17 protein-coding genes and 1 pseudogene are annotated in these 24306 nt (G+C 32.1%); 5 read left to right on the top strand and 13 right to left on the bottom strand.

Annotated features, from left to right (window positions below; genetic code table 11):
* The first annotated feature begins 95 nt into the window (after window positions 1–95).
* The gene (locus ACH5TW_RS10485; protein ID WP_439336452.1) at window positions 96–2339 is read left to right on the top strand and encodes a TonB-dependent receptor; all 2244 of its coding nucleotides are present in this window, start codon (window positions 96–98) and stop codon (window positions 2337–2339) included.
* A gap of 17 nt (window positions 2340–2356) precedes the next feature.
* Here ACH5TW_RS10485 and feoB read toward each other — a convergent pair.
* From feoB to ACH5TW_RS10470, 3 genes and pseudogenes are all read right to left on the bottom strand, one after another.
* Window positions 2357–4562, bottom strand: a pseudogene (feoB, locus tag ACH5TW_RS10480) (ferrous iron transport protein B).
* Window positions 4563–4565: 3 nt separating this feature from the next.
* The gene (locus ACH5TW_RS10475) at window positions 4566–5588 is read right to left on the bottom strand and encodes a metal-dependent transcriptional regulator (RefSeq protein WP_439336451.1); all 1023 of its coding nucleotides are present in this window, start codon (window positions 5586–5588) and stop codon (window positions 4566–4568) included.
* A gap of 2 nt (window positions 5589–5590) precedes the next feature.
* The gene (locus tag ACH5TW_RS10470; RefSeq protein WP_439336450.1) at window positions 5591–6244 is read right to left on the bottom strand and encodes a metal-dependent transcriptional regulator; all 654 of its coding nucleotides are present in this window, start codon (window positions 6242–6244) and stop codon (window positions 5591–5593) included.
* 127 nt (window positions 6245–6371) lie between these two features.
* Here ACH5TW_RS10470 and ACH5TW_RS10465 point away from each other — a divergent pair, with 127 nt between their 5' ends.
* Window positions 6372–6731, top strand: coding sequence for a YraN family protein (locus ACH5TW_RS10465; RefSeq protein ID WP_439336449.1), 360 nt, complete (start codon window positions 6372–6374; stop codon window positions 6729–6731).
* Window positions 6732–6816: 85 nt separating this feature from the next.
* Here ACH5TW_RS10465 and ACH5TW_RS10460 read toward each other — a convergent pair whose 3' ends face one another.
* On the bottom strand, window positions 6817–8145 hold the full coding sequence (locus ACH5TW_RS10460; protein ID WP_439336448.1) for a TlpA family protein disulfide reductase: 1329 nt from the start codon (window positions 8143–8145) through the stop codon (window positions 6817–6819).
* A gap of 37 nt (window positions 8146–8182) precedes the next feature.
* Window positions 8183–11530 carry a transcription-repair coupling factor gene (mfd, locus tag ACH5TW_RS10455; RefSeq protein WP_439336447.1) on the bottom strand — a complete coding sequence of 1116 codons (3348 nt, stop codon included), beginning with the start codon at window positions 11528–11530 and terminating at the stop codon, window positions 8183–8185.
* 376 nt (window positions 11531–11906) lie between these two features.
* Here mfd and ACH5TW_RS10450 point away from each other — a divergent pair, with 376 nt between their 5' ends.
* Together ACH5TW_RS10450 and ACH5TW_RS10445 are read left to right on the top strand one after the other, a co-directional pair.
* Window positions 11907–12338: a tellurite resistance TerB family protein gene (locus ACH5TW_RS10450; protein WP_439336446.1), complete on the top strand. Its 432-nt coding sequence runs from the start codon at window positions 11907–11909 to the stop codon at window positions 12336–12338.
* 579 nt (window positions 12339–12917) lie between these two features.
* Entirely contained in the window at window positions 12918–13502 is a 585-nt protein-coding gene (locus ACH5TW_RS10445; RefSeq protein WP_439336445.1) for a tetratricopeptide repeat protein, read from the top strand.
* Between the two features lie 101 nt (window positions 13503–13603).
* On the opposite strand, the gene ACH5TW_RS10440 is transcribed toward ACH5TW_RS10445, so the two are convergent.
* The 3 genes from ACH5TW_RS10440 to sqr are packed head-to-tail and all read right to left on the bottom strand — an operon-like array spanning window position 13604 to window position 15669.
* The gene (locus ACH5TW_RS10440) at window positions 13604–14077 is read right to left on the bottom strand and encodes a DsrE/DsrF/DrsH-like family protein (RefSeq protein ID WP_439336444.1); all 474 of its coding nucleotides are present in this window, start codon (window positions 14075–14077) and stop codon (window positions 13604–13606) included.
* Window positions 14078–14095: 18 nt separating this feature from the next.
* Window positions 14096–14404 (bottom strand): TusE/DsrC/DsvC family sulfur relay protein, encoded by a 309-nt coding sequence (locus ACH5TW_RS10435; RefSeq protein ID WP_439336443.1) that lies wholly within the window; start codon window positions 14402–14404, stop codon window positions 14096–14098.
* Between the two features lie 26 nt (window positions 14405–14430).
* Window positions 14431–15669 (bottom strand): type III sulfide quinone reductase, selenoprotein subtype, encoded by a 1239-nt coding sequence (gene sqr, locus ACH5TW_RS10430; RefSeq protein ID WP_439336442.1) that lies wholly within the window; start codon window positions 15667–15669, stop codon window positions 14431–14433.
* Between the two features lie 308 nt (window positions 15670–15977).
* Between sqr and ACH5TW_RS10425 the strand changes: the two genes are divergently transcribed.
* Window positions 15978–17378 (top strand): OmpP1/FadL family transporter, encoded by a 1401-nt coding sequence (locus ACH5TW_RS10425; RefSeq protein WP_439336441.1) that lies wholly within the window; start codon window positions 15978–15980, stop codon window positions 17376–17378.
* 307 nt (window positions 17379–17685) lie between these two features.
* On the opposite strand, the gene ACH5TW_RS10420 is transcribed toward ACH5TW_RS10425, so the two are convergent.
* The 5 genes from ACH5TW_RS10420 to metG all read right to left on the bottom strand — a co-directional run bounded on the left by ACH5TW_RS10420 (window position 17686) and on the right by metG (window position 24249).
* Entirely contained in the window at window positions 17686–19803 is a 2118-nt protein-coding gene (locus tag ACH5TW_RS10420) for a Tex family protein (protein WP_439336440.1), read from the bottom strand.
* A gap of 316 nt (window positions 19804–20119) precedes the next feature.
* Window positions 20120–20638 (bottom strand): ferritin, encoded by a 519-nt coding sequence (locus ACH5TW_RS10415; RefSeq protein WP_439336439.1) that lies wholly within the window; start codon window positions 20636–20638, stop codon window positions 20120–20122.
* A gap of 140 nt (window positions 20639–20778) precedes the next feature.
* Complete coding sequence (locus ACH5TW_RS10410; RefSeq protein WP_439336438.1) at window positions 20779–21483, bottom strand: YiaD family glycine zipper/OmpA-like lipoprotein; 705 nt, start codon at window positions 21481–21483, stop codon at window positions 20779–20781.
* Between the two features lies 1 nt (window position 21484).
* Window positions 21485–21955, bottom strand: a complete 471-nt coding sequence (locus ACH5TW_RS10405; protein ID WP_439336437.1) for a lipocalin family protein — start codon at window positions 21953–21955, stop codon at window positions 21485–21487.
* 209 nt (window positions 21956–22164) lie between these two features.
* A complete protein-coding gene (metG, locus tag ACH5TW_RS10400; RefSeq protein ID WP_439336436.1) occupies window positions 22165–24249 on the bottom strand; it encodes a methionine--tRNA ligase in 2085 nt (694 codons plus the stop codon).
* Between the last annotated feature and the right edge of the window lie 57 nt (window positions 24250–24306).

The raw sequence follows: 24306 nt of genomic DNA, 5'->3' as shown, positions 1-24306 counted from the left end.
TTAAAAATAAGTTTGTTTTAACACAATCATAATATTTTAAAACAAATTTTTAGTCTAACCTAAATTTATATTTATATTTGCATAAATTATTTTTAATGAAATATCTAATATTATTTTTAAGCATACTGCCAACTACTTTGTTTTCTCAGCAAATATCGGGTCATGTTTTAACCGACGGAGCCCCCCTTCCTTATGCCAATGTGTATTTAAAAAACACTACAAAAGGAGCAAATACGAAAGATGATGGCACATATAAGATCAGTAATATTAAATCTGGCACCTATACACTTACAGCATCGTTTACGGGGTTTAAAACTCAAAGCAAATTAATTACCATCACAGATAAAGATGTTACAGTAAATTTTAATTTAGAAGAATCTGAAGCACTAAATGAAGTTGTTGTTACAGGAACTTTAAAAGCCGTATCGCGTCTAGATAGCCCAGTACCTGTTGAAGTATATACTCCTTCCTTCTTTATGAAAAACCCAACACCTAATATTTTTGAAGCTTTACAAAATGTAAATGGTGTACGCCCTCAAATAAATTGTAGCGTCTGTAATACGGGTGATATTCACATAAACGGACTAGAAGGTCCTTATGCGTTAGTTTTAATTGATGGCATGCCCATTGTTAGTGGATTATCTACAGTTTACGGTTTATCTGGAATTCCTAATTCTCTTATAGAACAAATTGAAATTGTAAAAGGTCCTGCATCGTCTTTATATGGTAGTGAAGCTGTTGGTGGGTTAATAAACATTATCACAAAACTTCCAGAAAATGCCCCTTTAGTTTTTGCCGATAGTTACGCAACAGGTTGGGGAGAATGGAATTTAGACCTTGGTTTTAAAGCTAAAATAGGAAATAAAACAGATTTACTTTTGGGAGTAAACTACTTTAATTACAACAACCCAATAGATAATAACAATGATAATTTTACCGATTTAACACTTCAAGATAGAGTATCAATATTTCAAAAATGGAACTTTAAACGGAAACAAAATAGAATATTCTCTCTTGCTGGGCGTTTTTTTTATGAAGATAGATGGGGTGGAGAAATGCAATGGAATTCATCTTACAGAGGTGGAACCGAAATTTACGGAGAAAGCATTTACACCAAACGATATGAGCTTTTAGGAAAATACCAATTGCCTGTTAAAGAAAATATGTTTCTTCAATTTTCATATACCGATCATAATCAAAATTCTGTTTACGGTAACACACCCTATTTAGCAACTCAACGTATTGGTTTTACTCAATTAACTTGGGATAAACCTCTAGAGAATCATGATTTATTATTCGGAATTGCTGCACGTTACAACTATTACAATGACAATACACCAGCAACCATTAAAGCAGATAATATTGTAATTCCGTCTGTTTTTATTCAAGATGAAATTAAACTCAATGAAAAAAACAACGTTTTACTAGGCGCACGTTATGATTACGATAAACGTCATGGCAATATTTTCACCCCAAGAATAGCTTATAAATTTAAACCTTCAGAAAACGATATTTTACGCTTAAATGCTGGCACAGGCTTTCGTGTTGTAAATCTTTTTACCGAAGAACACGCAGCACTTACAGGCTCTAGAGATGTTGTAATTACTGAGGCTTTAAAACCAGAACGATCGTTTAACGTAAACCTTAATTATTTAACGAAACTATATACCAAACAAGGCAATATGTTTACAATTGATGCCTCAGCTTGGTATACACATTTCAGTAATTTAATAGCACCAGACTACGAGAGTAACCCTAATCAAATTATATATGATAATTTAAACGGAAAAGCAGTAAGTAAAGGTATAAGCTTAAATATAGACACAATGCTTTCTAATGGCATAAAACTATTAGTAGGCGCAACAGTACAAGATGTTTCTAAAACCGAAAATGGAGTTACAGAACGTCAAATTTTAACCGAAAGTTTTACAGGTACATGGGGAGTAACCTATAAAAATTACAAATACAATACTACCATAGATTATACAGGAAATCTCTACGGTTCTATGCGACTGCCTTTATTAGGTGATTTAGACCCAAGATTGCCAGAATCTCCTGTTTGGAGTATTCAAAATATACAATTTACTTTTGATGGATTAAATAATTTTGAAATTTACGGAGGAATAAAGAATCTACTTAATTGGACTCCCAACAAAGGAAACCCTTTTATTATTGCAAGAGCTAACGATCCTTTTGATGAAAATGTTCAATTTGATAATGACGGAAACGCCATGTCAACAGCCAATAATCCCTACGCTTTAACCTTTGATCCTGCATACGTATATGGTCCTAATCAAGGAAGACGCTTGTTTTTTGGTATGCGATTTACTTTAAAATAGTACGAGCACTAATTCTCTTAAAAAATAATCCTCCAAATTTGAGCTACTAAAAAAGTAACAACAAACCCTAAAACAACAGGCATAATAGATGCAAACACCGTCCATTTTACACTTTTTGTTTCCTTATAAATAGTATAAATAGTTGTACTACATGGGTTGTGCAATAAACTAAATAACATCAAATTTATGGCGGTTAGCAAAGTCCAACCACCTGCACGTAAAATATCGCCTGTAGCAGTAACCGAATCTAGTTCGAACATAACACCTGCACCAGAACCTCCAGTAATACCAGTTACCATAACCGTTAGCATTAATATGGTAGGAATCACAATTTCATTAGCAGGAATCGCGACTATATAGGCTAATAAAATAACACCATTTAGTCCTAAAAGGAATCCGAAACCATCTAAAGCATCAATAGTCCAAGCAGCTATACTTTCATTACCTATATACACATTAGAAATTAACCAAATAACCGCACCCGCAGGAGCTGCAAAAACAATAGCGCGCCACAAAACAATCATGGTTCTATCTATTAACGAGGTATATAAGGTTTTCCAAAAACGTGGCGGACGATACGGAGGTAATTCTAAATTAAATGTAGATACTTCTCCCTTCAACATGGTTTTAGACAATGCCCAAGATGTACCAAACATAAAAGCCATACCCAAAACAGCAATTCCTATAACCGCTAATAATGATACTAAACTAGATAATGAAGAAGGCACTACAGCTCCAATAAAAATAGTAGCAATTAATATTTGTGTTGGCCAACGTCCATTACACAACGAAAAATTATTAGTTATTATAGCAATTAAACGCTCTCTAGGACTATCAATAATTCGAGTAGCAACCACACCAGCAGCATTACAACCAAAACCCATACTCATGGTTAAAGCTTGCTTACCATGCGCGCCAGATTTTTTAAATAAAGAATCTAAATTAAAAGCAATTCGAGGTAAATAACCAAAATCTTCTAATAATGTAAACAAAGGAAAAAAGATAGCCATTGGTGGTAACATAACCGCAATAACCCAAGCTACAGCAAGGTAAACACCATCAATTAAAAACCCATCTAACCACCAAGGCATCCCAATATTTGATGCAAAGGATTTTAAAATAGGATGCACGGTATCTAGTAAAAGTTCTGCTAATAAACCTGAAGGGTAATTGGCTCCAATTATAGTTAACCATAACACCACGGCCAAGATTAAAAACATAATAGGAAACCCAAATGTTTTACTAGTAACTATTTTATCAATTTGTCTATCTAATCGAAAGCGTTTTTTTGAATTATCAACCTTTACGGTATCACTAACTATTTGAGCTGCATCAGCATAAATACCTTCGGTTAAATTATCATGAAAATCGTCACCAATTTGCCAACGCAATTCGTTAGACAATTCTAATATATGATCTATATTTTTATTCTTCATGTCGTTATCAAAAACCTATTAGTTAAACTAATTCTCCTGCTCTTAAAGCATTAATAATATGCGTATCGCCTTCTAACAATCTAAAGGCAATCCATCTGCTATTCGCAATATTAGGAAACTCTTTTTCTATTTCAGCTGAAAGCGTTTTAACAGCATTTTCAATATTACTAGGCACATTTTTAATACGGTGAGGCTTACATACAATATTGCCATTTGCAATCTCGCTAATGGTATGAATTAATTCTGGAATACCTTGATTAAATCGAGCACTGGTTGGCACTACTGGAATTCCTAAATCGCGTGCTAGCGTTCGTTCATCAATAGTAATATGGTTTCGTTTTGCTTCATCCATTAAATTCAAACATAGTACCGCCTTATCTGTAATTTCTAAAATTTGCAGTACTAAATTTAAGTTACGTTCTAATCTATTTGCATCAACAACAATTACGGTTACGTTGGGTTTTCCGAAAAGGATAAAATCTCGGGCTGCTTCTTCATCTTCTGATGTTGAAAGTAATGAATACGTTCCTGGTAAATCGACCAACTTAAATTTTTGACTATTATACTCAAAACCTCCTTCGGCTCTAGTCACTGTTTTTCCTGGCCAATTCCCGGTGTGTTGCCTTAATCCTGTTAATGAATTGAATACCGTACTTTTTCCTGTATTTGGATTACCTGCCAACGCCACCACAAAATCGAAATTATTGGTATTTATTCCCAGCTTTTTTAAACCTTCAGCATTGAAATGTTCACAGGTATCGCAAGCACTTTTTACTTTTGTATCCATGGCTTAATCTTTTTTAATAAGAATTTTTGATGCTTGATTTTTCCGAAGGGCAATAGAGGTTCCTTTTATTAAATAAGCATGTGGTTCTCCTAACGGATTCATTAAATCTATTTTAATATCGGCACCTTTTACAAAGCCTAAATCTAAAAGTCGTCTTCTACTCTCTCCTCTACTTTCTTTAGAAATTCCTATAATTTTAGCGGTATCTGATTCTTTTAAACTTGATAATCTGGCAATATTATCTTCAATAACAACCTCTTTTTCAATAGCTGCAACGGTTAAATTTGCTGCTACAATAGGTGCTAATCTAAATTCTTCACCTTCCGATAGAAACACAATACGAGTTGCATTATTTTCAACCACTCTAATAAGCGATCCTATATGAATATTTTCGGCTAAAATTTGCTTATAAATTATTTCGGGTTCATCTTCAATATGTGTAATTCTCCCAATGGTATTTACAGGTAATAAAGGCAACTCTGTGCCATTAACCTCAGCCATTTTCCCTGTTTTTGTGGGGATAGGATCTCCATGCGGATCGAACTTTGGGTTTCCTAAACGAGATGCCAGCGTATTGGTTTCATCATGACTTAACTTATGCTCCATCTTTTCTGCCCTATCATGCCATTCGGTTTTATCAAAACCTGTTTTATCGGCTAAATAGCGTTCCCATAGCCTATGTACTCTAACAATACGAACCGCATAATCGCGTCCTGTTTCTGTTAGTTTTAAAATATCTGATTCAAAATAAATTAAATCGTTTATCGTCATTTTTTTTATGGCTTCAACAATGCTATTATTATTAAAATCTAACACCTGAACCAAAGTTTTCATATCAACTTTGTTTTCTGAATTTTCAAAATGATATAACTGCTTTAAAATATCTTCAATTATTGTTTTTTCATTACCCTTTAAATTCTTTTTAAGAATCCAAAACCAACCCTTTATAGGTCTAAACAAGCCAAAAAGCAATATTGCAATAACAAAAAAGATAATAAGTGCCGATATTGGATTGTATGTATTCATAATTACATGCTTAAATATAAATTCTGAGCAACTTCTTTAGAAATAATCATCTTTTTAGATTTAGTTTCTATAGTTAACGAGTTATCAAAAGGTTCAAAATCTAAAACCTTAATAGTGTCTCCTAACGCCAAATTATTTTTGTTTAAATACTTTAAAAACACATCAGAAGAGTTTTTCACTAATGCTAAAATGCCTTCTTTTCCTGTTTCTATATCTAAAATATTCACACTTTTTACAGGCGAATAATTTCCGTCTTTATCTGGTATAGGATCGCCATGCGGATCGTGTGTTGGGTTTCCTAAAAAATCATCTAACTCGTTTACTAGTTTTAAAGATTTTATATGCTCTAACTGTTCGGCAACATCATGAACCTCATCCCAAGAAAAGTTTAATTTCTCTACCAAAAACACCTCCCATAGCCTGTGCTTTCTAACAACTAACGCTGCTGCTAAACGGCCTTTTTCGGTTAAACTCACGCCTTGATATTTTACATAATTAGCTAAGTTTTTTTCAGCTAATTTTTTAATCATATCGGTAACCGAAGACGCTTTAGACTCAATTTTTTTTGCAATAGCATTAGTACTTACAGCCAAACTCCCTTGTTGTCCTAACTGATAAATAGCTTTTAAATAATTCTCTTCAGATAATGAAACCATGTTATAAAAATATGCTGTAAAGATACATATATTTACTTTGGTTTAAAACTATTTTTAGGGATGACTAAAAATTGAGTTTTAAGTATGAATTAAGTACTTAATAGCAAAATATTTTTATCTTAGTAAAATGGCTCAACACAACGAACTTGGTAAAAAAGGCGAGCAACTAGCCGTAGATTTTCTATTAAAAAACAGTTACGATATCATAGAACGTAACTACCGTTTTGATAAAGCCGAAGTTGATATTATTGCAAAAAAAGATGATATTTTAGCTATTATTGAAGTTAAAACACGATCGTCAGTCGATTTTGGAAATCCACAAGACTTTGTAAAACCAAAACAAATTCAACGCCTTGTAAAAGCTGTTGATGAATATGTAACAGCAAACGATTTAGATGTAGAAGTGCGTTTTGATATTATTGCTATTGTAAAAGAAAGTAACGACTTTAATATCGAGCATTTAGAAAATGCTTTTTATCATTTTTAAACTTTTATTATTATTACTTAAGCAAAAAATAATTCACAATAAATTTAGAGTTAAAATGGATCCCTGCATTCGCAGGAATGACAAATTATTCCTCAAAAAAGTTTTTTACATCTTCAAAATGTTCTGGTTTTGCAATAATGTGCTTGTCTTTATCTAAAATAAAATAGGTTGGTGTTGCCGTTACACCATAATCATTTCCTATAGCATTATCCCATTTACCTTCTCCATACACATGAATAAATTCTGGATAGTCATATGTTAGGTCTTTCCATTTGTAAGGTTCTTTTTCTAAACCAATAGCAACCACTTGTATCTTTCCTTTTTCTTGAGCTTTTACAAAAGTATCTAAATGAGGAACTTCTTCTAAACAATGAGAACAGGTACTACTCCAAAAAACTACTATGTAATTTTCAGCAGTATCTAAATCACTTAACTTTTTAGTGATTTTCTTATTATCTTTTTCTATTTCTAAAGAAAAATCGGGTGCTTTTTTACCTAAAGAAACCCTTTTAAATAATAATAAGTCGTTAACCAACTGTTGGTCATTCAAAGCCAAAGCAACATCTATTAAATAGGTTTCAGAAATATAATTTGCAATAGGCTCATTACCTAAATCGGCCATTTGCTGCCATAAATCTAGCAATAAAATCCGCTTAACTTCATTAGGAACCGTTTTCATAGCGTCACAAAAAACATCAATATTCTTCTTATAATTAGATGCTTCATCTAATGTTTCAGAAGTCATTCCAAACACATAATTTAACATGCGTTCTTCTAAAAAACTAGAACTTTGTAATGTTTTATTATTAAAATCTACATAATCAAAATAATGCTTTTCTAAATTATTTATATATGTCTTTACATCTTCAAATACTTCAGGCACATAAGGCTTATTAGCTTTAATAAATTGAAGTGCAATAGTACCTTGAGCTGCTTTTTCAAAGTTTAGTTGCGTTTCTTTTTGAGTTTTAAAAATGGTTTTTAATGCCGTGGTATCTGTACTTTGTTGCCTAAAATAATTACCTATACTTTGAGTAACCATAGACATACTATTGGTATAAGATGCTAAAAGTTTATTTTCTGAAGAAGATGTGAATTTTACACCTGTTTCCGAGTTAAAAGTAAGCTCTATATCTTCTTTTGCATTATAAATAATATCGAAATTATAATCTTCTTGCGGTACCGCATATACCAATTTATAAATACCTTTTGTTGCTGTAGAATCTAACTGAAACTCAAAGCTTCCATCTTCTTTAATTTCTGCATTAGTAACGTATTCTGATATAGTAGGCGTTGCTTTATACAATAATGCAACGTTATAGTCTTTGGCCGGAGAGAACGTTCCTTTTATAGTATGTTGCGCAAAAAGAAATGTTGGTAATAATACTACTAAGACAATAATTCGGTTTAACATGGGCACTAATTTATTTATATTTCATAAAAATCAATAATCAAGCCACGATAGGTTTTAACAACTCGTAAGCTTGTTTTACAGATTTAACAGATTCAAAGGTTAATAATAATCGTAAGCCATTACGCGTTTGCTTTTCTTTCATTTTACAAATTCTTGGATTTTTTTGCACAAATTGAAGCACTTTAGTAAACCCTTTACTTTGATAAAAATTACTTTGTTGATCGGTAATAAAATAGCCTACAAACTTACCTTGTTTCATAATAATTTTTTCGAAACCTATTTTAGTTGCCAACCACTTTATTTGGACACTATTTAATAAATCGGTCACTTGATTTGGTAATTCTCCAAAACGATCGACTAATTCTTTTCCAAATTTCTGTAATTCTTCTTCAGTATTTAAATTATTTAGTTGTGTGTATAAATTTAAACGTTCAGCAATATTATTTACATAATCATCTGGAAATAACAATTCAAAATCCGAATCGATAGTTACTTCTTTAACGTAAACTTTATCGTCTTCATCTTCTTCATATAAATCTTTAAACTCATTTTCTTTAAGCTCTTCAATTGCTTCATTTAATATTTTCTGATAGGTATCAAAGCCTATTTCATTTATAAATCCGCTTTGTTCACCACCTAACAAATCGCCTGCACCACGAATTTCTAAATCTTTCATGGCTATATTAAAGCCGCTTCCTAATTCGGTAAACTGTTCTAAGGCTGTAATTCGTTTTCTAGCATCATCTGTCATTGCAGAATATTCGGGTGTTATAAAATAACAGAATGCTTTTTTATTACTACGCCCAACACGACCACGCATTTGGTGTAAATCACTCAACCCGAAATTATTAGCATTATTAATAAAAATGGTGTTGGCATTTGGCACATCCAATCCACTTTCAATAATGGTTGTACTCACTAACACATCAAAAGCACCATCCATAAACGATAACATAAGCTGTTCTAGTTTTTTACCATCCATTTGCCCATGACCAATACCAATTTTAGCATCGGGCACTAAACGCTGAATCATACCTGCAACTTCCTTAATATTTTCAATACGATTATGAATAAAAAATATTTGTCCGCCACGTTCAATTTCATAACTCACGGCATCACGAATACTTTCTTCGTTAAAGCGAATGACATGACTTTCTATAGGATAACGATTTGGTGGTGGCGTTGTAATAACTGATAAATCGCGAGCAGCCATTAAACTAAATTGAAGCGTTCGCGGAATTGGTGTTGCGGTTAAAGTCAACACATCTACATTATCTTTTAATGTTTTAAGTTTTTCCTTTACAGCAACTCCAAATTTCTGTTCTTCATCAACAATTAGAAGTCCTAAATCTTTAAATTTTACTTTTTTATTAACGAGTTGGTGTGTACCTATAATAATATCTACTTTTCCTTTTTCAAGATTCTCTAAAGTCTCTCTTTTTTCTTTTGCAGTTCTAAATCTATTTAAATAATCTACCGTTACAGGAAATTCTTTTAAACGCGCTGCAAAGGTTCTAGAATGCTGATATGCTAAAATAGTTGTTGGCACCAAAACAGCGACTTGTTTGCCGTTATCTACAGCTTTAAAAGCGGCACGAATAGCGACTTCTGTTTTACCAAAACCTACATCGCCACAAACCAATCTGTCCATTGGGCGTTCGCTTTCCATATCGGCTTTAATATCGGCAGTGGCTGTACTTTGATCGGGCGTATCTTCATAAATAAAAGAAGCCTCCAACTCATGCTGCATATAACTATCTGTCTTGTATTGATAGCCTTTTTCAGTTTTACGTTTAGCGTAAAGTTTAATTAAGTTAAACGCTACATGTTTTACACGTGCTTTTGTTTTGGCTTTTAAAGTTTTCCAAGCAGTACTACCAAGTTTGTAAATTTTTGGTGGCTTACCATCTTTTCCATTAAACTTAGTTATTTTATGAAGTGAATGGATACTTAAATACAATACATCGCGCTCACCATAAACCAATTTAATAGCTTCTTGTTTTTTGCCTTCTACATCTATTTTTTGCAGTCCACCAAAACGCCCAATACCATGATCTATATGCGTTACATAATCGCCAATATCTAAATTTGTAAGTTCTTTTAACGTAATGGCTTGCTTTTTAGCATAACCATTTTTAACATGAAACTTATGGTAACGTTCAAAAATTTGATGATCTGTATAACACACCACTTTAGAATCGTGATCTATAAACCCTTGATGCAATGATAAAACAATGGTTTTATAATGAACCTCTTCTTCAACATCATCAAAAATATCATGAAAACGTTTTGCTTGCTGTTCACTTACACAGGCTATATAATTTTTATATCCTTTATCGTGATTGATATTTAAATCTTCTATTAACAAATTAAACTGCTTGTTAAACGAAGGCTGTGGCGAAGTATTAAATGCTATTGACTGTGTATCGCCTTTACTAGAAAAGACTGCAGAACTACCAAACTCTACAATAGAAAACTCTAACAATTGTTTTTTTAATAATTCAGAATTACTAAATAGCTCATTTGGTTGGGCATGCTTAATATCTGAAGACAAGGTTTTAAAAGCTTCTTCTGCTTTGGTATAAAAATCGTCTATTCTTGAAAAGAATAAATCGGCATTTTTAAAATATACCACTGTTTTTTGAGCAATATATTTTAAAAAACTTTGACGTTTTTCTTCTAATAATTTATTGGCAACATTAGGAATAATGTTAATTTTTTTAATCTGCTCTATAGATAGTTGTGTCTCTACATCAAAGGTTCTAATGCTATCAACTTCATCTCCAAAAAACTCAATTCTATAAGGTTGATCATGCGAAAACGAAAACACATCTACAATACCACCACGTACCGAAAACTCACCAGGTTCGGTAACAAAATCAACCCGTTTAAATTGATATTCAAACAACACCTCATTTACAAAATCGATTGATAAATCGTCATTAACACCAATTTTTAAAGTGTTACGTTCTAGTTCTTTTCTAGTTACCACCTGCTCAAAAAGCGCATCTGGATAGGTAACAATTATGGCTGGCTTTTTCTGAGAATTTATACGATTTAAAACCTCAGCTCGTAATAGCACATTAGCATTATCGGTTTCTTCTATTTGATAAGGTCTGCGGTAACTGCCTGGATAAAACAACACATCTTTATCGCCACATAATTGTTCTAAATCGTTTAGGTAAAAAGCGGCTTCTTCTTTATCGTTAAAAACAATTAAAAAAGGTTTCTCTGTTTCTTTAAAAACACTCGATATTACAAACGAAAACGAAGAACCTACAAGGCCTTTTAAATGTGTTTTACTTTGAGAATTGGCAATAGATGTTTTCAGATTTTGCGTTTGCAAAGTCTGTGCATAAGTTTGCGAGAGAATAGTTTTACTCACGTAATTATTGTTTTACAATGCAAATATAAGGTTTAGGATTATTTATAAGATATTTTGATAAGAATTTACTAATTAAAATCTTATAAATTTTTAGACCGAAAAACTGTAGGTTCCCTTTTTGGTTGCATTAGGGATTACTCATTTGATTATTATTAAATAATAAATGTGTTGCATTAATAAAACCAAATTAAAACAAGTTTAAGACTTTGTATAGATTGCTACCTCCGTAGGATTACAAAACAAAAGATATAGTTGAAAGCCCAACCTGTTCCTGACCTATATTAAGGATAAAGCTAACACCCAAAAAATTAATTCTTACAGTTTAATTTATTAAAAAAAATATGTAGGTTTGCATCACGTAAAAAAACAAAAATATATGTCGTTTTCTGATTTATTTGATAGTGGATTTAAAAAGCGTAATGAAAGTCATTTCGCTTCTATTGTTCGTGTTGCCATGGAAGATGGTATTATTACTAACGAAGAACAAGCATTTTTAGATAGATTAGCACGTAGGTTATCTATTAGTGAAAGCGATTATAAATTGATTTTAAAGAATTACGAATCGCACCCAATTAACCCGCCAGTATCTTACGATAAACGCTTAGAGCGTTTATACGATTTAGTAAGAATGGTAGATGTTGATGATATTAATGGTGACTCTGAACACAAACTTTTAAACAAAATTGCTGTTGGGCTTGGGTTTCATGCTGTAAACGTAAAATATATTACAGATAAGGCTTTAACAATAGTGCATAACGGAGTGGATCTAGACACTTTTGTGGACGAAATAAAGAATATGAATAGATAAGAAAACAAAATCTATATAATATCTAAAGCGTCCAAATTAATTTGGACGCTTTTTTTATGAAAAAATTTAAAAATATTGATAATTAAACTAAACAATTAAAATATTGAACATTGAAGAGTAAGCAACTGGAAAACAAACATTTGCAAAAAACTCAAGTATCTGTTGAAAAACAGACAGGAACACCTTTGCTTAAATATTCAATCAACTCGCTGACTACCAATTAATTAAATGTAAATTTTATTTGTTTTTATCAAAATAGTTTTCATCTTTGCATCGCAGTTTTAAACAAACACTGCAAGCATATAAATATTAATATTCCTGAAACATGTTCAGGATAAATAAAACAGGAAGCCATGTTAAAACACATGAAAACATTTCAAATATTATGTTATGACCTTGAGTCATTTATAAGGCTTCGGTATTTTCTGTAGATAACTTTCCAGAAAAAAATCCGAAGCAAACAAACTGTTTCGGATTTTTTTATTCCAAAAATTAAAAATACATCAATCTGATTCGGTTTTATAAGCCCACAAAACGTGTGCTTTTAAACCAAGTATCACATTATAAAACAATACGAAAATGGAAAATAATTTTTATAACAACTATTTATTTAAAGCTTTAGATGCCTATCCGCATGAACTTGAAAAAGCTGTAGAGGCTTTAAACTATGCTTTGTCTTACGAACCTGAAAACGCTAAGGCTTTATGCTTAATGGCAAAAGTACAAGGTGAACAACTAGGTAACAATGAAGCAGCAAAAGCATATTACGAAAGTGCTTTAGTTAGCAATATAGAAATGCCTGATATTTACCCTGATTATATTCGCTTATTAGTAAATAATGATGATTTTGATGAGGCTCAGAAATTGATAGATTTTGCAATGACTATAAAAGGTATTGATAAAGCTGGGATTCTATTAAATCAAGGTTACTTGTTTGAAGCTTTGGGTGAATTTAAAAAAGCAGAAGATGCTTTACATGAGTCTAAAATGTATGCTTTGAATAATGACTTTATTTATTTTGCTGACGAAGTTATTACTCGTGTAAATAAAAAAGGTAGAATTCAGAACAATAAAAATCGAGTTAAAGAAACCGTTGAAAAAAAAGACGTTGAAAAGAACGTAAATAGCAACTGGTTTCGAAACAGATTGAATAATTTGTTGTAATACTTTGAAGAGAGATTTTCTCTGAGAAATTATTAAGCGTATATATAAATGCGTCAGTTTAAAACTGACGCATTTTTTATATTTATAAATAAAATCTAAAATTAAATGAAAAGAAGTTGGCAACCTTCCTGGTCTGCTCTACTATAAAAATCTCCAATAGTTAGTATACCATCTAGTTCATCTATTAAATCTTCTTCTTTTAAATGAAACATATCTACAGCCAGCTTACAAGCCCAAAGCCTACATCCAGAATCGGAAAGTATTTCTAAAAACTCTCCAATAGGTGGCATATCTAGTTTTTCCATTTCTTTTTTCATCATCTTAGTTGCAAAAGCTTCCATACCTGGCAAACCTCCTAACATCGTTGGGATATGCATACCTGGATTACCCACTGTAGCAACATGCAAATGTTCTAACTTTTTCTTTTGAATGGCTTCTAAACCAAAAAAGGTAAAAAATATTTCGGATTCTATCCCTTCCATTCTTGCTCCATTTGCCATTACAAAAGCGGCATAAGCATTTTCAATAGTTGCTTTTGATAAAATAAAAAGCATTTTTTTAACTTTTGTACCCATGATTTATTGGTTTTTAATTTAAATACAACTTTTAGGTTTAGGAATTCCTGCCATTAATGTTGATTTTTTTAATGGCCCACCTGGAAATAAATTATAAAATTCTTTAATATTTATAACACCACTTTTTTTAATTCCTCTAATTGATAATGCCTCATCTTTATGGTGTTTGTCTTGTAAATATTCTATTACTTCCCAATGCTTGTCTGTTAATACAATATCGCATTCATTAGCAATACATTCGCAAACTTCCTTATCCCATTGATTAAAATCCAATAGATATCCTTCTTCGTTTACTTCAATTTCCTTATTTAATATTATTTTTTTCATGATTATTATATTAAGTTAATTCTAATTTACTTTATCAATTTTTTTCCTTTTTTTGACATGGTAGCAGATACAAATGGAATATGAACACCTTTAATTAACATATTCCAATAAACCCATCTAAATGCCATTTTACCCATATGATTTGTTCTACTTTCTTTTAATAGACTTAATGGGCCTACTCCTGGAAAAGGAAACGTGCCTTCAACTGGTTCTTGTGTATAATTAAAATCAATTAAAAGTGCTTTTCCATTACCCGTTTCAATAAAACAATTGGCATGGCCATCAAATTCTTCTTTTAGTTGCTCTCCCTTAATATACCTAAGTATATTATCCGTTAATATTTCTGCTTCAAAATGAGCTACAGATCCAGCTTTTGATGCTGGAACATTAGTTGCATCACCAATGGCAAAAATATTCTCATAAGCATTAGATTGAAGTGTTGCTTTATTAGTAGGAACATAATTTAAATCGTCGCCCATCCCAGAGCGTTCAATAAGAGCATCTCCCATATTCGTGGGTACTGTAACTAAAAGATCATATTCAATTTCTGTATCTGTATAATCTATTATTTTATTGTTTTCATAATCAACGCGCTCTATATTAAAATCTGTAACTTCCTTAATGTTTTTTTCTTCTAATAAATAATGCAAAGCTTGATTACATTTTGGTTTAGTAAACGCACCATCTAAAGGTGTAACAAAAACAATATCTACTTTATCTCTAATTCCTTTATTCTTAAAAAACGAATCTGCTAAAAAAGCAAATTCTAAAGGAGCCACAGGACATTTAATTGGCATTTCTGTAATATGTATAACTAATTTACCACCTTCCCATTCTCGTAATTTATTTCGCAATGCTTTTGCGCCTTCATAGGTGTAAAAATCGAAAATACTTTTATGCCACTCTGGTCCATCCATTCCTTCTGTCTCATCTGGAGCAATTTTAGTACCTGTAGCTATAATTAAAATATCATAATCTAAAACATCTCCTTTTTTAAGTTTTACTTTATTTTCTTCAGGAAGAATAAGCTCAATTTTTTCTTGAATATAATTTACACCCTTAGGAATAAATTTTTGTCCATTTTTCTTTACTTGTTTGGTACTATATACATCAAAAGGAAGAAATAAAAACCCAGGTTGGTAATAATGTGTTTTGTATTGATCTATAATAGTAATTTTCCAAGTTTTCTTTGGGAGCTTTGAAATCAAATGATTTGCCATCATCGTTCCAGAAGTACCTGCACCTAAAATAACTAAATTTTTCATTGTTTTTAAGTTTAAAAGAATTATACCAATACTGATTCATTCTGATTTTAATTCTCAATAAAATTAGTTATTAAACAAGTCTTAAATTATGACATAAATCATATAAACCCCTATGTAACATAGGTTACACAGGGTTTAAGCATTTTATACCTATATTTGACAGTTAGTTTTTTCTTTTAAAAAAGAAACTAATAATGATAAAAGTCATAAATAATTGACTAATCATAAATTAACTTTACCTATCCAATATAAACGATAAGAATTCTACTCGAAATACTTCATTCTGAATTCTTCTAAATTTTTTAGTTATGAAAACTACTATTTTACGTTCGTTATTTTTACTTTTCTCAGTATCTGTTTTATCTCAAGCAGGTCATATTATGCAAGGCGTTGGGTCTGTAAACATGTCAATGGGTGGCGCTTCTACAGCACAACCTTTAGATATATCTGGAGCACTTCAATGGAATCCTGCCTCAATCTCTGCTTTTGACAATAAAATTATTAAACTAGATGTTGGGTTATTCTTTTCATCACCAGAATTAAGCTCAGGATTACCAGCTAATACCCTATGGCAACCTGGAGATTTTGGTCCTAATTCACCTGGTGCGCCTCCAGTAACTGGAATAACTAAAGACGATAGAGGAATGTCTCCAATGCCTGCTTTTGCTATGGTATGGGGGAAACAAGGAAGTAATCATACTTTTGGTGTTTCAGCATTTGGTATTAGTGGGTTTGGAGTAACATTTCCTCAAGACAATAATGCTCCAGTAGATGCTCAAGGCAATCCTAATGCAAATTTTAACCCATTAGTAAATTCTAACCCTATTAACTATCCACAAGCCGCACAAGGATTTGGACATATAGAATCTGATTATATGTTGTTACAAGTAGGCTTCTCTTATGCCTATGAAATATCGGATAAATTTTCAATAGGTATTCAACCCAATATAAACTATGCTGCATTGGAATTAGCCCCAAATCCAACAGCGAAACCCAATATGTTTGGGTATCCAAATACCGATAAAGCATCAGTCATTGGTTTTGGTGCTCAATTCGGACTATTTTATGATTCTGGATTTGGATTAAAACTTGGAGCTTCCTATAAAACCACTCAAAAATTTAGCGAGTTAGAGTTTAATAATATGTATCCAGATAATACGACGGCTAAAAATAAATTCCAAATGGATTATCCCGCGATTTTATCACTCGGATTTGGATACTCTGCTGGAAAAATAGATTTAGCTCTTGATTTTAGACGCGTAGATTACGAAAACACCGATGGTTTTTCCAAAACAGGTTGGACATTTGATGAAAATATGATGCCTTCTGTAGCTGGATTTGGATGGAAAAACATCTCTATACTTTCTGCTGGATTTCAATATAAAGGCATCAAAAAACTACCTTTACGTCTAGGGTATACATATAGCTCTAACCCAATTTCAGAGGAAATTACATTTTTTAATATTCCTGCTACAGCAATTATAAAACATGCTTATCAATTCGGATTAAGCTATGAAGTAAACGACACATGGAAAATTGACGCTGTTTATCATTATGGAGATAGTAATGGATCAACCGAAGGACAAATATTAAACCCTCGTAATATTACTCCTAGTAATTCATTAGGAGCAATTCCTGGGTCTTTTGTTTCATATAACATGACAACCTCTATGATAATGTTTGGTGTTAGTTATAAATTTATTAAATAATCATTTGTGGCAAAATTATAAGTTTAATAAAAAATGCGAACTGAAAAGTTCGCATTTTTTATTTTTCACTATAAAGGCTCAAGTTCTAATCGTTGTTTCTTTATAAATTTTTCAACAATCAATTGTTATAAAAGAAGCAAATCAGGGCATTATATTACTCCTTTAACTCTTCAATAGTTTCGGTATTGCATTTTACACTATAACTTTAAACACCAATACATTTTGAAGTTTAAGAAACGTAATGGATTCCTAACTCCTTTTTTAGATAAACAATACAATATGTACGCTTCTATATTCATAGTATAAACTATTTATGCAACTTCAATTGAATACGCTTACGAGCAACATCTACTTCCAAAACTTTTACTATAATTTGTTGATGTAAACTCACATGTTCATTCACGTCTTTTACAAAACTATCTGATAAATTTGAAACGTGAATCAATCCGCTTTCTTTAATACCAACATCTACAAAACACCCGAAATTGGTGATATTATTAACGATACCTGGGAGTAATTGCCCCTCGTGTAAATCGTTAATGGTTTTTATATTCTGATTGAAGGTAAACACTTTGGCTTGTTCACGAATATCTAAACCTGGTTTTTCTAATTCTTTAATAATATCTTCTAGAGTTAGTAAACCAACAGATGCTGTACAATACTGTTTTAAATCTATTTTTTTAAGAAGGTCTGAATTACCAATTAAATCTTGAACCGACTTACCTAAATCTTTCGCCATTTTTGTAACAATAGGATAACTTTCTGGATGTACCGCAGAATCATCTAACGGATTTTTAGCATCTTTTATTCTTAAAAAAGCAGCACCTTGCTCAAAAGCTTTCCCCCCTAAACGCTGCACCTTTTTTATGTCTTTTCTGGATGTAAAAACACCATTTTCATTCCGGTAATTAAAAATATTTTCTGCTAATTTTGGACCAATACCTGAAACAGAACTTAACAACGGCTTGCTTGCCGTGTTTATATTTACACCAACCGCATTTACACAGTTTTCTACCACAACATCTAATTGCTTTTGAAGCTTGGTTTGGTCGACATCATGTTGATATTGCCCTACTCCAATAGATTTGGCATCAATTTTCACCAATTCTGCTAATGGGTCTTGTAATCGTCTTCCAATAGATACCGAGCCACGAACCGTAACATCGTAATCTGGAAATTCTTCACGCGCAATTTTTGATGCCGAATAAATACTGGCTCCGGCTTCGCTTACTACAAACACTTGAACTTCATTTTTAAAATGAATCTTTTTTATAAGTGCTTCTGTTTCTCGTGATGCTGTGCCGTTTCCAATGGCAATGGCTTCAATTTTATAAGCATCAGCTAAGGAGCTTATTTTTTTCATCGCACCAACACTATCACTTTTTGGTGGATGCGGGTAAATAGTTTCGTTATATTTTAATTGCCCTTGTGCGTCTAAACAAACTACTTTACAGCCTGTTCTAAAACCAGGATCAATAGCTAAAACACGTTTTTCACCTAATGGAGATCCTAACAACAGTTGTTTTAAATTTTTTGCAAAAACGGTTATCGCAGATTCATCAGCTTTATCTTTTGTTATTTGCAAAGCTTCATTACTTAATGACGGTAATAATAAGCGTTTGTATGCATCTTTAATGGCTATTTCAATTTGTTCCGCGCAAGCGTTATTACTTTTAATAATACGCCTTTCCATGTTATCTAAAGCACGATCATCATCAATAGAAATTTTAACTCTAATAAAACCTTCTTTTTCAGCTCTTAAAATAGCTAGTAAGCGGTGTGACGGTATTCTATTTAAGCTTTCTTCCCAATCAAAATAATCTCTAAATTTTTGAGCTTTTTCATCGTCTGCTTTTGTTTTTATCACTTTCGTGGAAATCATAGCAAAACGCTCTAATTGGCGACGTATATTATTTCGAATATCGGTACGCTCATTTATCCAATCGGCAATAATATGGCGCGCGCCCTCTAAAGCTTCATCAACCGAATTAACAGTTCCTTTTACATATTTAAACGCAATAGACTCGACATCATTTGCATTTTGAGACATGATTATTTTTGCCAAAGGCTCCAATCCGTTTTGTCGTGCTTTTTCAGCTTTCGTTTTTCGACTCTTTTTATAGGGTAAGTATAAATCTTCTAACGCTATTAAATCTTGAACCGTTTCTATTTTCTGTTGTAATTCTGGTGTTAAAACAGCTTGTTCTTCCAAAGCTTTTAAAATCGCTTTTTTACGCTTTTCTAAAGCTTCATATTGTTCCTTAAACTTTACAATATCTCCTATTTGAACCTCATCTAAATTACCTGTAGCTTCTTTTCGATAACGAGAAATAAACGGAATCGTACAATCTTCATTAAGTAATACAATCGTATTTTTTACAGATTGCTCTGGTAGTTGTGTATTGGAAACTATAAATTTTATCATGCTGTTTTAAAGAAAAAAACCTATCAAATTTTCTTGATAGGTCTAATTTATATTTTAATTTAAAATTACTGTAATTGTTAAGCAACTTTTTTTAACAAATCGAAACACGGGCATTTTTTACAACGTTTGTTCTCGCCTTTTTTAAATTTTTTACAACAACTCGTTTTTACTTTATTAGTAGTAATAATACCAATGCGTTGTAACTCTTTAATTGCTTTTTTCTTCTTCTTTTTGCCCAAAACAGAATCTAATATTTTGATAACAAGGCAAAAATAAGTTATTTTTATTAAATCTAAATAAGATTAATTGTTAAACTTTATTGCGGATTATCAACAGACGCAGAACTAACTGTTAGTTGTTGAATATCTCTATCAAATAAGTACAGGCCACCTTTATCGTCACCAATAAGATTTATTTTATCAAGAATCGTTCGAGCAACAGCTTCTTCTTCAATTTGTTCAGAGACATACCATTGTAAAAAGTTATGTGTTGCATAGTCTTTTTCTTGAAGTGTTATATGCACTAACTCATTGATACTTTCTGAAACAAATACTTCATGCTTAAAAAGCTCTTCGAACATTTCTTTAAAAGAATTAAAAGTAACATGAGGCGCAGCTAATTGTGAAATTTTTGCATGACCTCCACGTTCATTAACAAACTTTACAAGCTTTAACATATGAGCGCGCTCTTCATCAGATTGATCGTACATAAACCCAGCAACACCTTCTAAACCTTTAACTTCTGCCCAACAGGCCATAGCAAGGTATATTTGAGAAGACTCCGCTTCAATTCTTATTTGATTATTAAGTGATTTTTCTATGGTTTTTGATAACATAATATTGCTTTTTGTAAAGTTAATGAAATATTTAAACGCACTAAAACCATAGCTAGATAATTTATATTAAAACAGAGCAAAAAAAACCCCATTTTCGAAAATTATTTTGAAAATGGGGTTTATATAATTTACACCTTATTTTAATTTCCTGCTTGTGCTTTAGCATCTTCTACCATTTTTTCGTTTGGTAAAATAGCAATATTAACACGTCTGTTTTTAGCACGTCCTTCTGCTGTTGCATTATCATAAACTGGTTGTGTTTCTCCAAACCAGTTGGTAGTTAAACGCGTTTGATAAATACCGTTATCTGATAAATAATTAGTTACAGCATTCGCTCTATTTTTAGAAAGCGTCATATTATATTCTTCTGAGCCTTGGCTATCGGTATGTCCAACAACTAAAATATTAGTATCTGGGTATTCTTTAAACACAGCAACAAGTTTATTTAATGTCGTTTGAGATGCTATATTTATATTAAATTTATTGGTATCAAAATACACCCCACTGCTTTCATCAAAAGTTACTACAATACCATTATCTACACGCTCTACTTGAGCACCAGGAATTTCATTTTCGATTTCTTGAGCTTGCTTATCCATTTTATTTCCAATAAGCACACCTGCTCCGCCTCCAATAACACCACCAATAACAGCTCCTAATTCACCATTACCGCCTTTACCTATATTGTTTCCAAGAATAGCGCCTAAAATAGCGCCTCCAGTAGCACCAATAACTGCGCCTTTTTGTTTGTTGTTTGCATTTTGTACAGCCCCACAGTTTGTTAAACTTACAGTTAATACAAGTACTAAAATAATAACTCCTATTTTATTTATTAATGTTTTCATATTATTGTTTTATAAAATTCATATCCATTGTCAACGAACTACCCGCTACACTTACAAATTGTTGCCATTGCATTGTGGTCTTTGTTAATGAAGAAAGCTTTAATCTATAACCATGATTTGTTACTGAATTATATTTTTCATCTGTAGGTTTAAGTGTAAAATCATAAAGACCTGTTTCCTCATTAACCTCTTTTATAGCAAATATAAAATGTCTTTCATCTATTGAGCAGTTTCCATCACTAAGAGTATAAACTCCTGTATTATTATTAGGAATAAATTTCCATGTACTACCTTCAAAACATTCGCTTGAAGCATCATTAAACAACGTTGAATTATATTCCCCTCCTTGGCTATAAGTTATAGAGTTTAATGTCCATTCTCCTTTAATAACTTTTTTAGATGTTCTAATGGTTTTAGAAGTTCCGCAAGACACCAAACTAATTGTAAATAGTAAAATGAATAATTGTTTCATAAATTTTTGATTTATTTTGTTATAATTGAATATATGACTTTTCAGTTCTCTTTCAATGCTTTTATCATTATGATTTACACGAAAGTCTTTTTATTCAAAAATAAGACACGTGGTTAATAAAAGAGTCACTTTTTAACGACAATATAATTATTAAAAAAAGATTAACACTTTATGTACCTATAAACGGCATAGACATTAATAACGAGCGATTAACTCACCTGTAACCCGTTACCAACATTAGCGTCATCTGGATTTACAAACACCAATTTACCATCTGATGTTTCAGTCATTAAAATCATACCTTCACTTTCAACACCTCTTAAAGCTCTTGGTGCTAAATTCACTAAAACAGTAACACGCTTACCTACTACTTCTTCGGCAGTAAAGCTTTCAGCAATACCAGAAACAATGGTGCGTACATCAATACCAGTGTCTACTTTTAAAACTAGTAGTTTTTTAGCTTTCGGCATTTTTTCGGCTTCCAAAATAGTTCCCACACGAATATCTAACTTTGTAAAATCATCAAAAGTTATAGTGTCTTTTTGAGGTTCTACAACAGCATTAGCAATTTCGTTTGCTTTTTTACTAGCTTCCAATTTATCTAGTTGTTTTTGTATGGTTTCATCTTCTATTTTAGAAAACAGTAATTCTGCTTTTTCTATTTTGTGACCCACTGGAAGTAACACGTCTTTTGTAGTTACTTCATTCCAAGTGTTCTCAATACAATTATCCTGTGTTGAATCACTTGAACTAACATTCAATATTCCTTTAAGTTTTGTAGACGTAAACGGTAAAAACGGCTCGCTTAACGTTGCAAGAGCAGATGCTATTTGAAGTGCCACATACATAATTGTTTTTGCACGTGCCTCATCTACTTTAACTACTTTCCAAGGTTCAGCATCGGCTAAATATTTATTACCTAAGCGGGCTAAATTCATTAACTCTTGCCCTGCTTCTCTAAATCGGTAACGCTCAATAGAACTTGCTATAACATTTGGATATGCTTTTACAGCTGCCAAAGTTTCTTCATCTACTTGAGTTAACTCACTTGGTGTTGGTACAATGCCTTCGTAATATTTGTTAGTTAATACGACTACACGATTAATAAAGTTCCCGAAAATGGCAACTAACTCATTGTTATTTCTTGCTTGAAAATCTTTCCAAGTAAAATCGTTATCCTTAGTTTCAGGGGCATTAGAGTTTAATGCGTATCGTAACACATCTTGCTGTCCTGGAAAATCTTTTAAATATTCTGGTAACCAAACAGCCCAATTTTTAGAGGTAGAAAGCTTATTACCTTCTAAATTTAAAAACTCATTTGCTGGCACATTTTCTGGTAAAATATAAGACCCTTCTGCTTTTAACATCGCAGGGAAAATGATACAGTGAAATACAATATTATCTTTCCCTATAAAGTGTACTAATTTAGTATCTTCATCTTTCCAATACGGCTCCCAATCTTTGCCTTCGCGCGCTGCCCATTCTTTGGTAGATGATATATAACCAATAGGCGCATCAAACCAAACGTATAATACTTTGCCTTCGCCACCTTCTGCTGGCACAGGAATACCCCAATCTAAATCTCTAGTTACTGCACGCGGACGCAAGCCATCATCTATCCACGATTTACATTGTCCGTAAACATTAGGTTTCCAATCTTTTTTATGTCCTTCTAAAATCCATTCTTTTAAAAAGGCTTCGTGTTTATCTAAAGGTAAAAACCAGTGTTTTGTTTGCTTTAAAGTTGGTACATTACCTGTTAATGCCGATTTAGGGTTTATTAAATCAGTAGCATTATGGCTTGTTCCGCAATTTTCACATTGGTCGCCATAACTTTCTTCATTGCCACATTTTGGACAAGTACCAACCACAAAGCGATCTGCTAAAAACTGATTTGCTGCGGCATCGTATAATTGCTCGGTAGTTTCTTCTATAAACTCACCTTTATCATATAATGTTGTAAAGAATTCTGAAGCGGTATCATGATGAATTTTTGCCGATGTACGCGAATAATTATCATACGTAATTCCAAAATCCTCAAACGATGTTTTAATAATAGCATGATATTTATCTACAATATCTTGAGGTGTTACTCCTTCGTTTTTTGCCTTAATAGTAATTGGCACACCGTGTTCATCACTTCCACCAATAAGCAATACATCGTTTCCTGTTAAACGTAAATAACGTGCATAAATATCGGCAGGAACGTAAACACCAGCTAAATGCCCAATATGAATGGGTCCGTTTGTATACGGTAAAGCAGTGGTAATGGTATATCTTTTTGGCTTATTCATCAATCTAAATTTAATTTCAACAATTACCGCGCTTCACTTAGAATAACGGTTCTTTTT

Origin of the sequence: Thalassobellus sediminis, from assembly GCF_044386045.1 — a bacterium.
GTDB classification, from domain to species: domain Bacteria; phylum Bacteroidota; class Bacteroidia; order Flavobacteriales; family Flavobacteriaceae; genus Thalassobellus; species Thalassobellus sediminis.
The sequence above is the reverse complement of the archived record's forward strand: the minus strand, read 5'-3'. Positions and strand labels throughout refer to the sequence as shown.

Excerpts from the sequence above, each read along its gene's own strand:
- ACH5TW_RS10460 (WP_439336448.1), bottom strand. The coding sequence starts at position 8,145 with ATGTTAAACCGAATTATTGTCTTAGTAGTATTATTACCAACATTTCTT.
- ACH5TW_RS10475 (WP_439336451.1), bottom strand. The coding sequence starts at position 5,588 with ATGAATACATACAATCCAATATCGGCACTTATTATCTTTTTTGTTATT.
- ACH5TW_RS10465 (WP_439336449.1), top strand. The coding sequence starts at position 6,372 with ATGGCTCAACACAACGAACTTGGTAAAAAAGGCGAGCAACTAGCCGTA.
- ACH5TW_RS10470 (WP_439336450.1), bottom strand. The coding sequence starts at position 6,244 with ATGGTTTCATTATCTGAAGAGAATTATTTAAAAGCTATTTATCAGTTA.
- metG (WP_439336436.1), bottom strand. The coding sequence starts at position 24,249 with ATGAATAAGCCAAAAAGATATACCATTACCACTGCTTTACCGTATACA.
- ACH5TW_RS10485 (WP_439336452.1), top strand. The coding sequence starts at position 96 with ATGAAATATCTAATATTATTTTTAAGCATACTGCCAACTACTTTGTTT.
- sqr (WP_439336442.1), bottom strand. The coding sequence starts at position 15,669 with ATGAAAAATTTAGTTATTTTAGGTGCAGGTACTTCTGGAACGATGATG.
- ACH5TW_RS10435 (WP_439336443.1), bottom strand. The coding sequence starts at position 14,404 with ATGAAAAAAATAATATTAAATAAGGAAATTGAAGTAAACGAAGAAGGA.
- ACH5TW_RS10445 (WP_439336445.1), top strand. The coding sequence starts at position 12,918 with ATGGAAAATAATTTTTATAACAACTATTTATTTAAAGCTTTAGATGCC.
- ACH5TW_RS10420 (WP_439336440.1), bottom strand. The coding sequence starts at position 19,803 with ATGATAAAATTTATAGTTTCCAATACACAACTACCAGAGCAATCTGTA.
- ACH5TW_RS10440 (WP_439336444.1), bottom strand. The coding sequence starts at position 14,077 with ATGGGTACAAAAGTTAAAAAAATGCTTTTTATTTTATCAAAAGCAACT.
- ACH5TW_RS10405 (WP_439336437.1), bottom strand. The coding sequence starts at position 21,955 with ATGAAACAATTATTCATTTTACTATTTACAATTAGTTTGGTGTCTTGC.
- ACH5TW_RS10450 (WP_439336446.1), top strand. The coding sequence starts at position 11,907 with ATGTCGTTTTCTGATTTATTTGATAGTGGATTTAAAAAGCGTAATGAA.
- ACH5TW_RS10410 (WP_439336438.1), bottom strand. The coding sequence starts at position 21,483 with ATGAAAACATTAATAAATAAAATAGGAGTTATTATTTTAGTACTTGTA.
- ACH5TW_RS10425 (WP_439336441.1), top strand. The coding sequence starts at position 15,978 with ATGAAAACTACTATTTTACGTTCGTTATTTTTACTTTTCTCAGTATCT.
- ACH5TW_RS10415 (WP_439336439.1), bottom strand. The coding sequence starts at position 20,638 with ATGTTATCAAAAACCATAGAAAAATCACTTAATAATCAAATAAGAATT.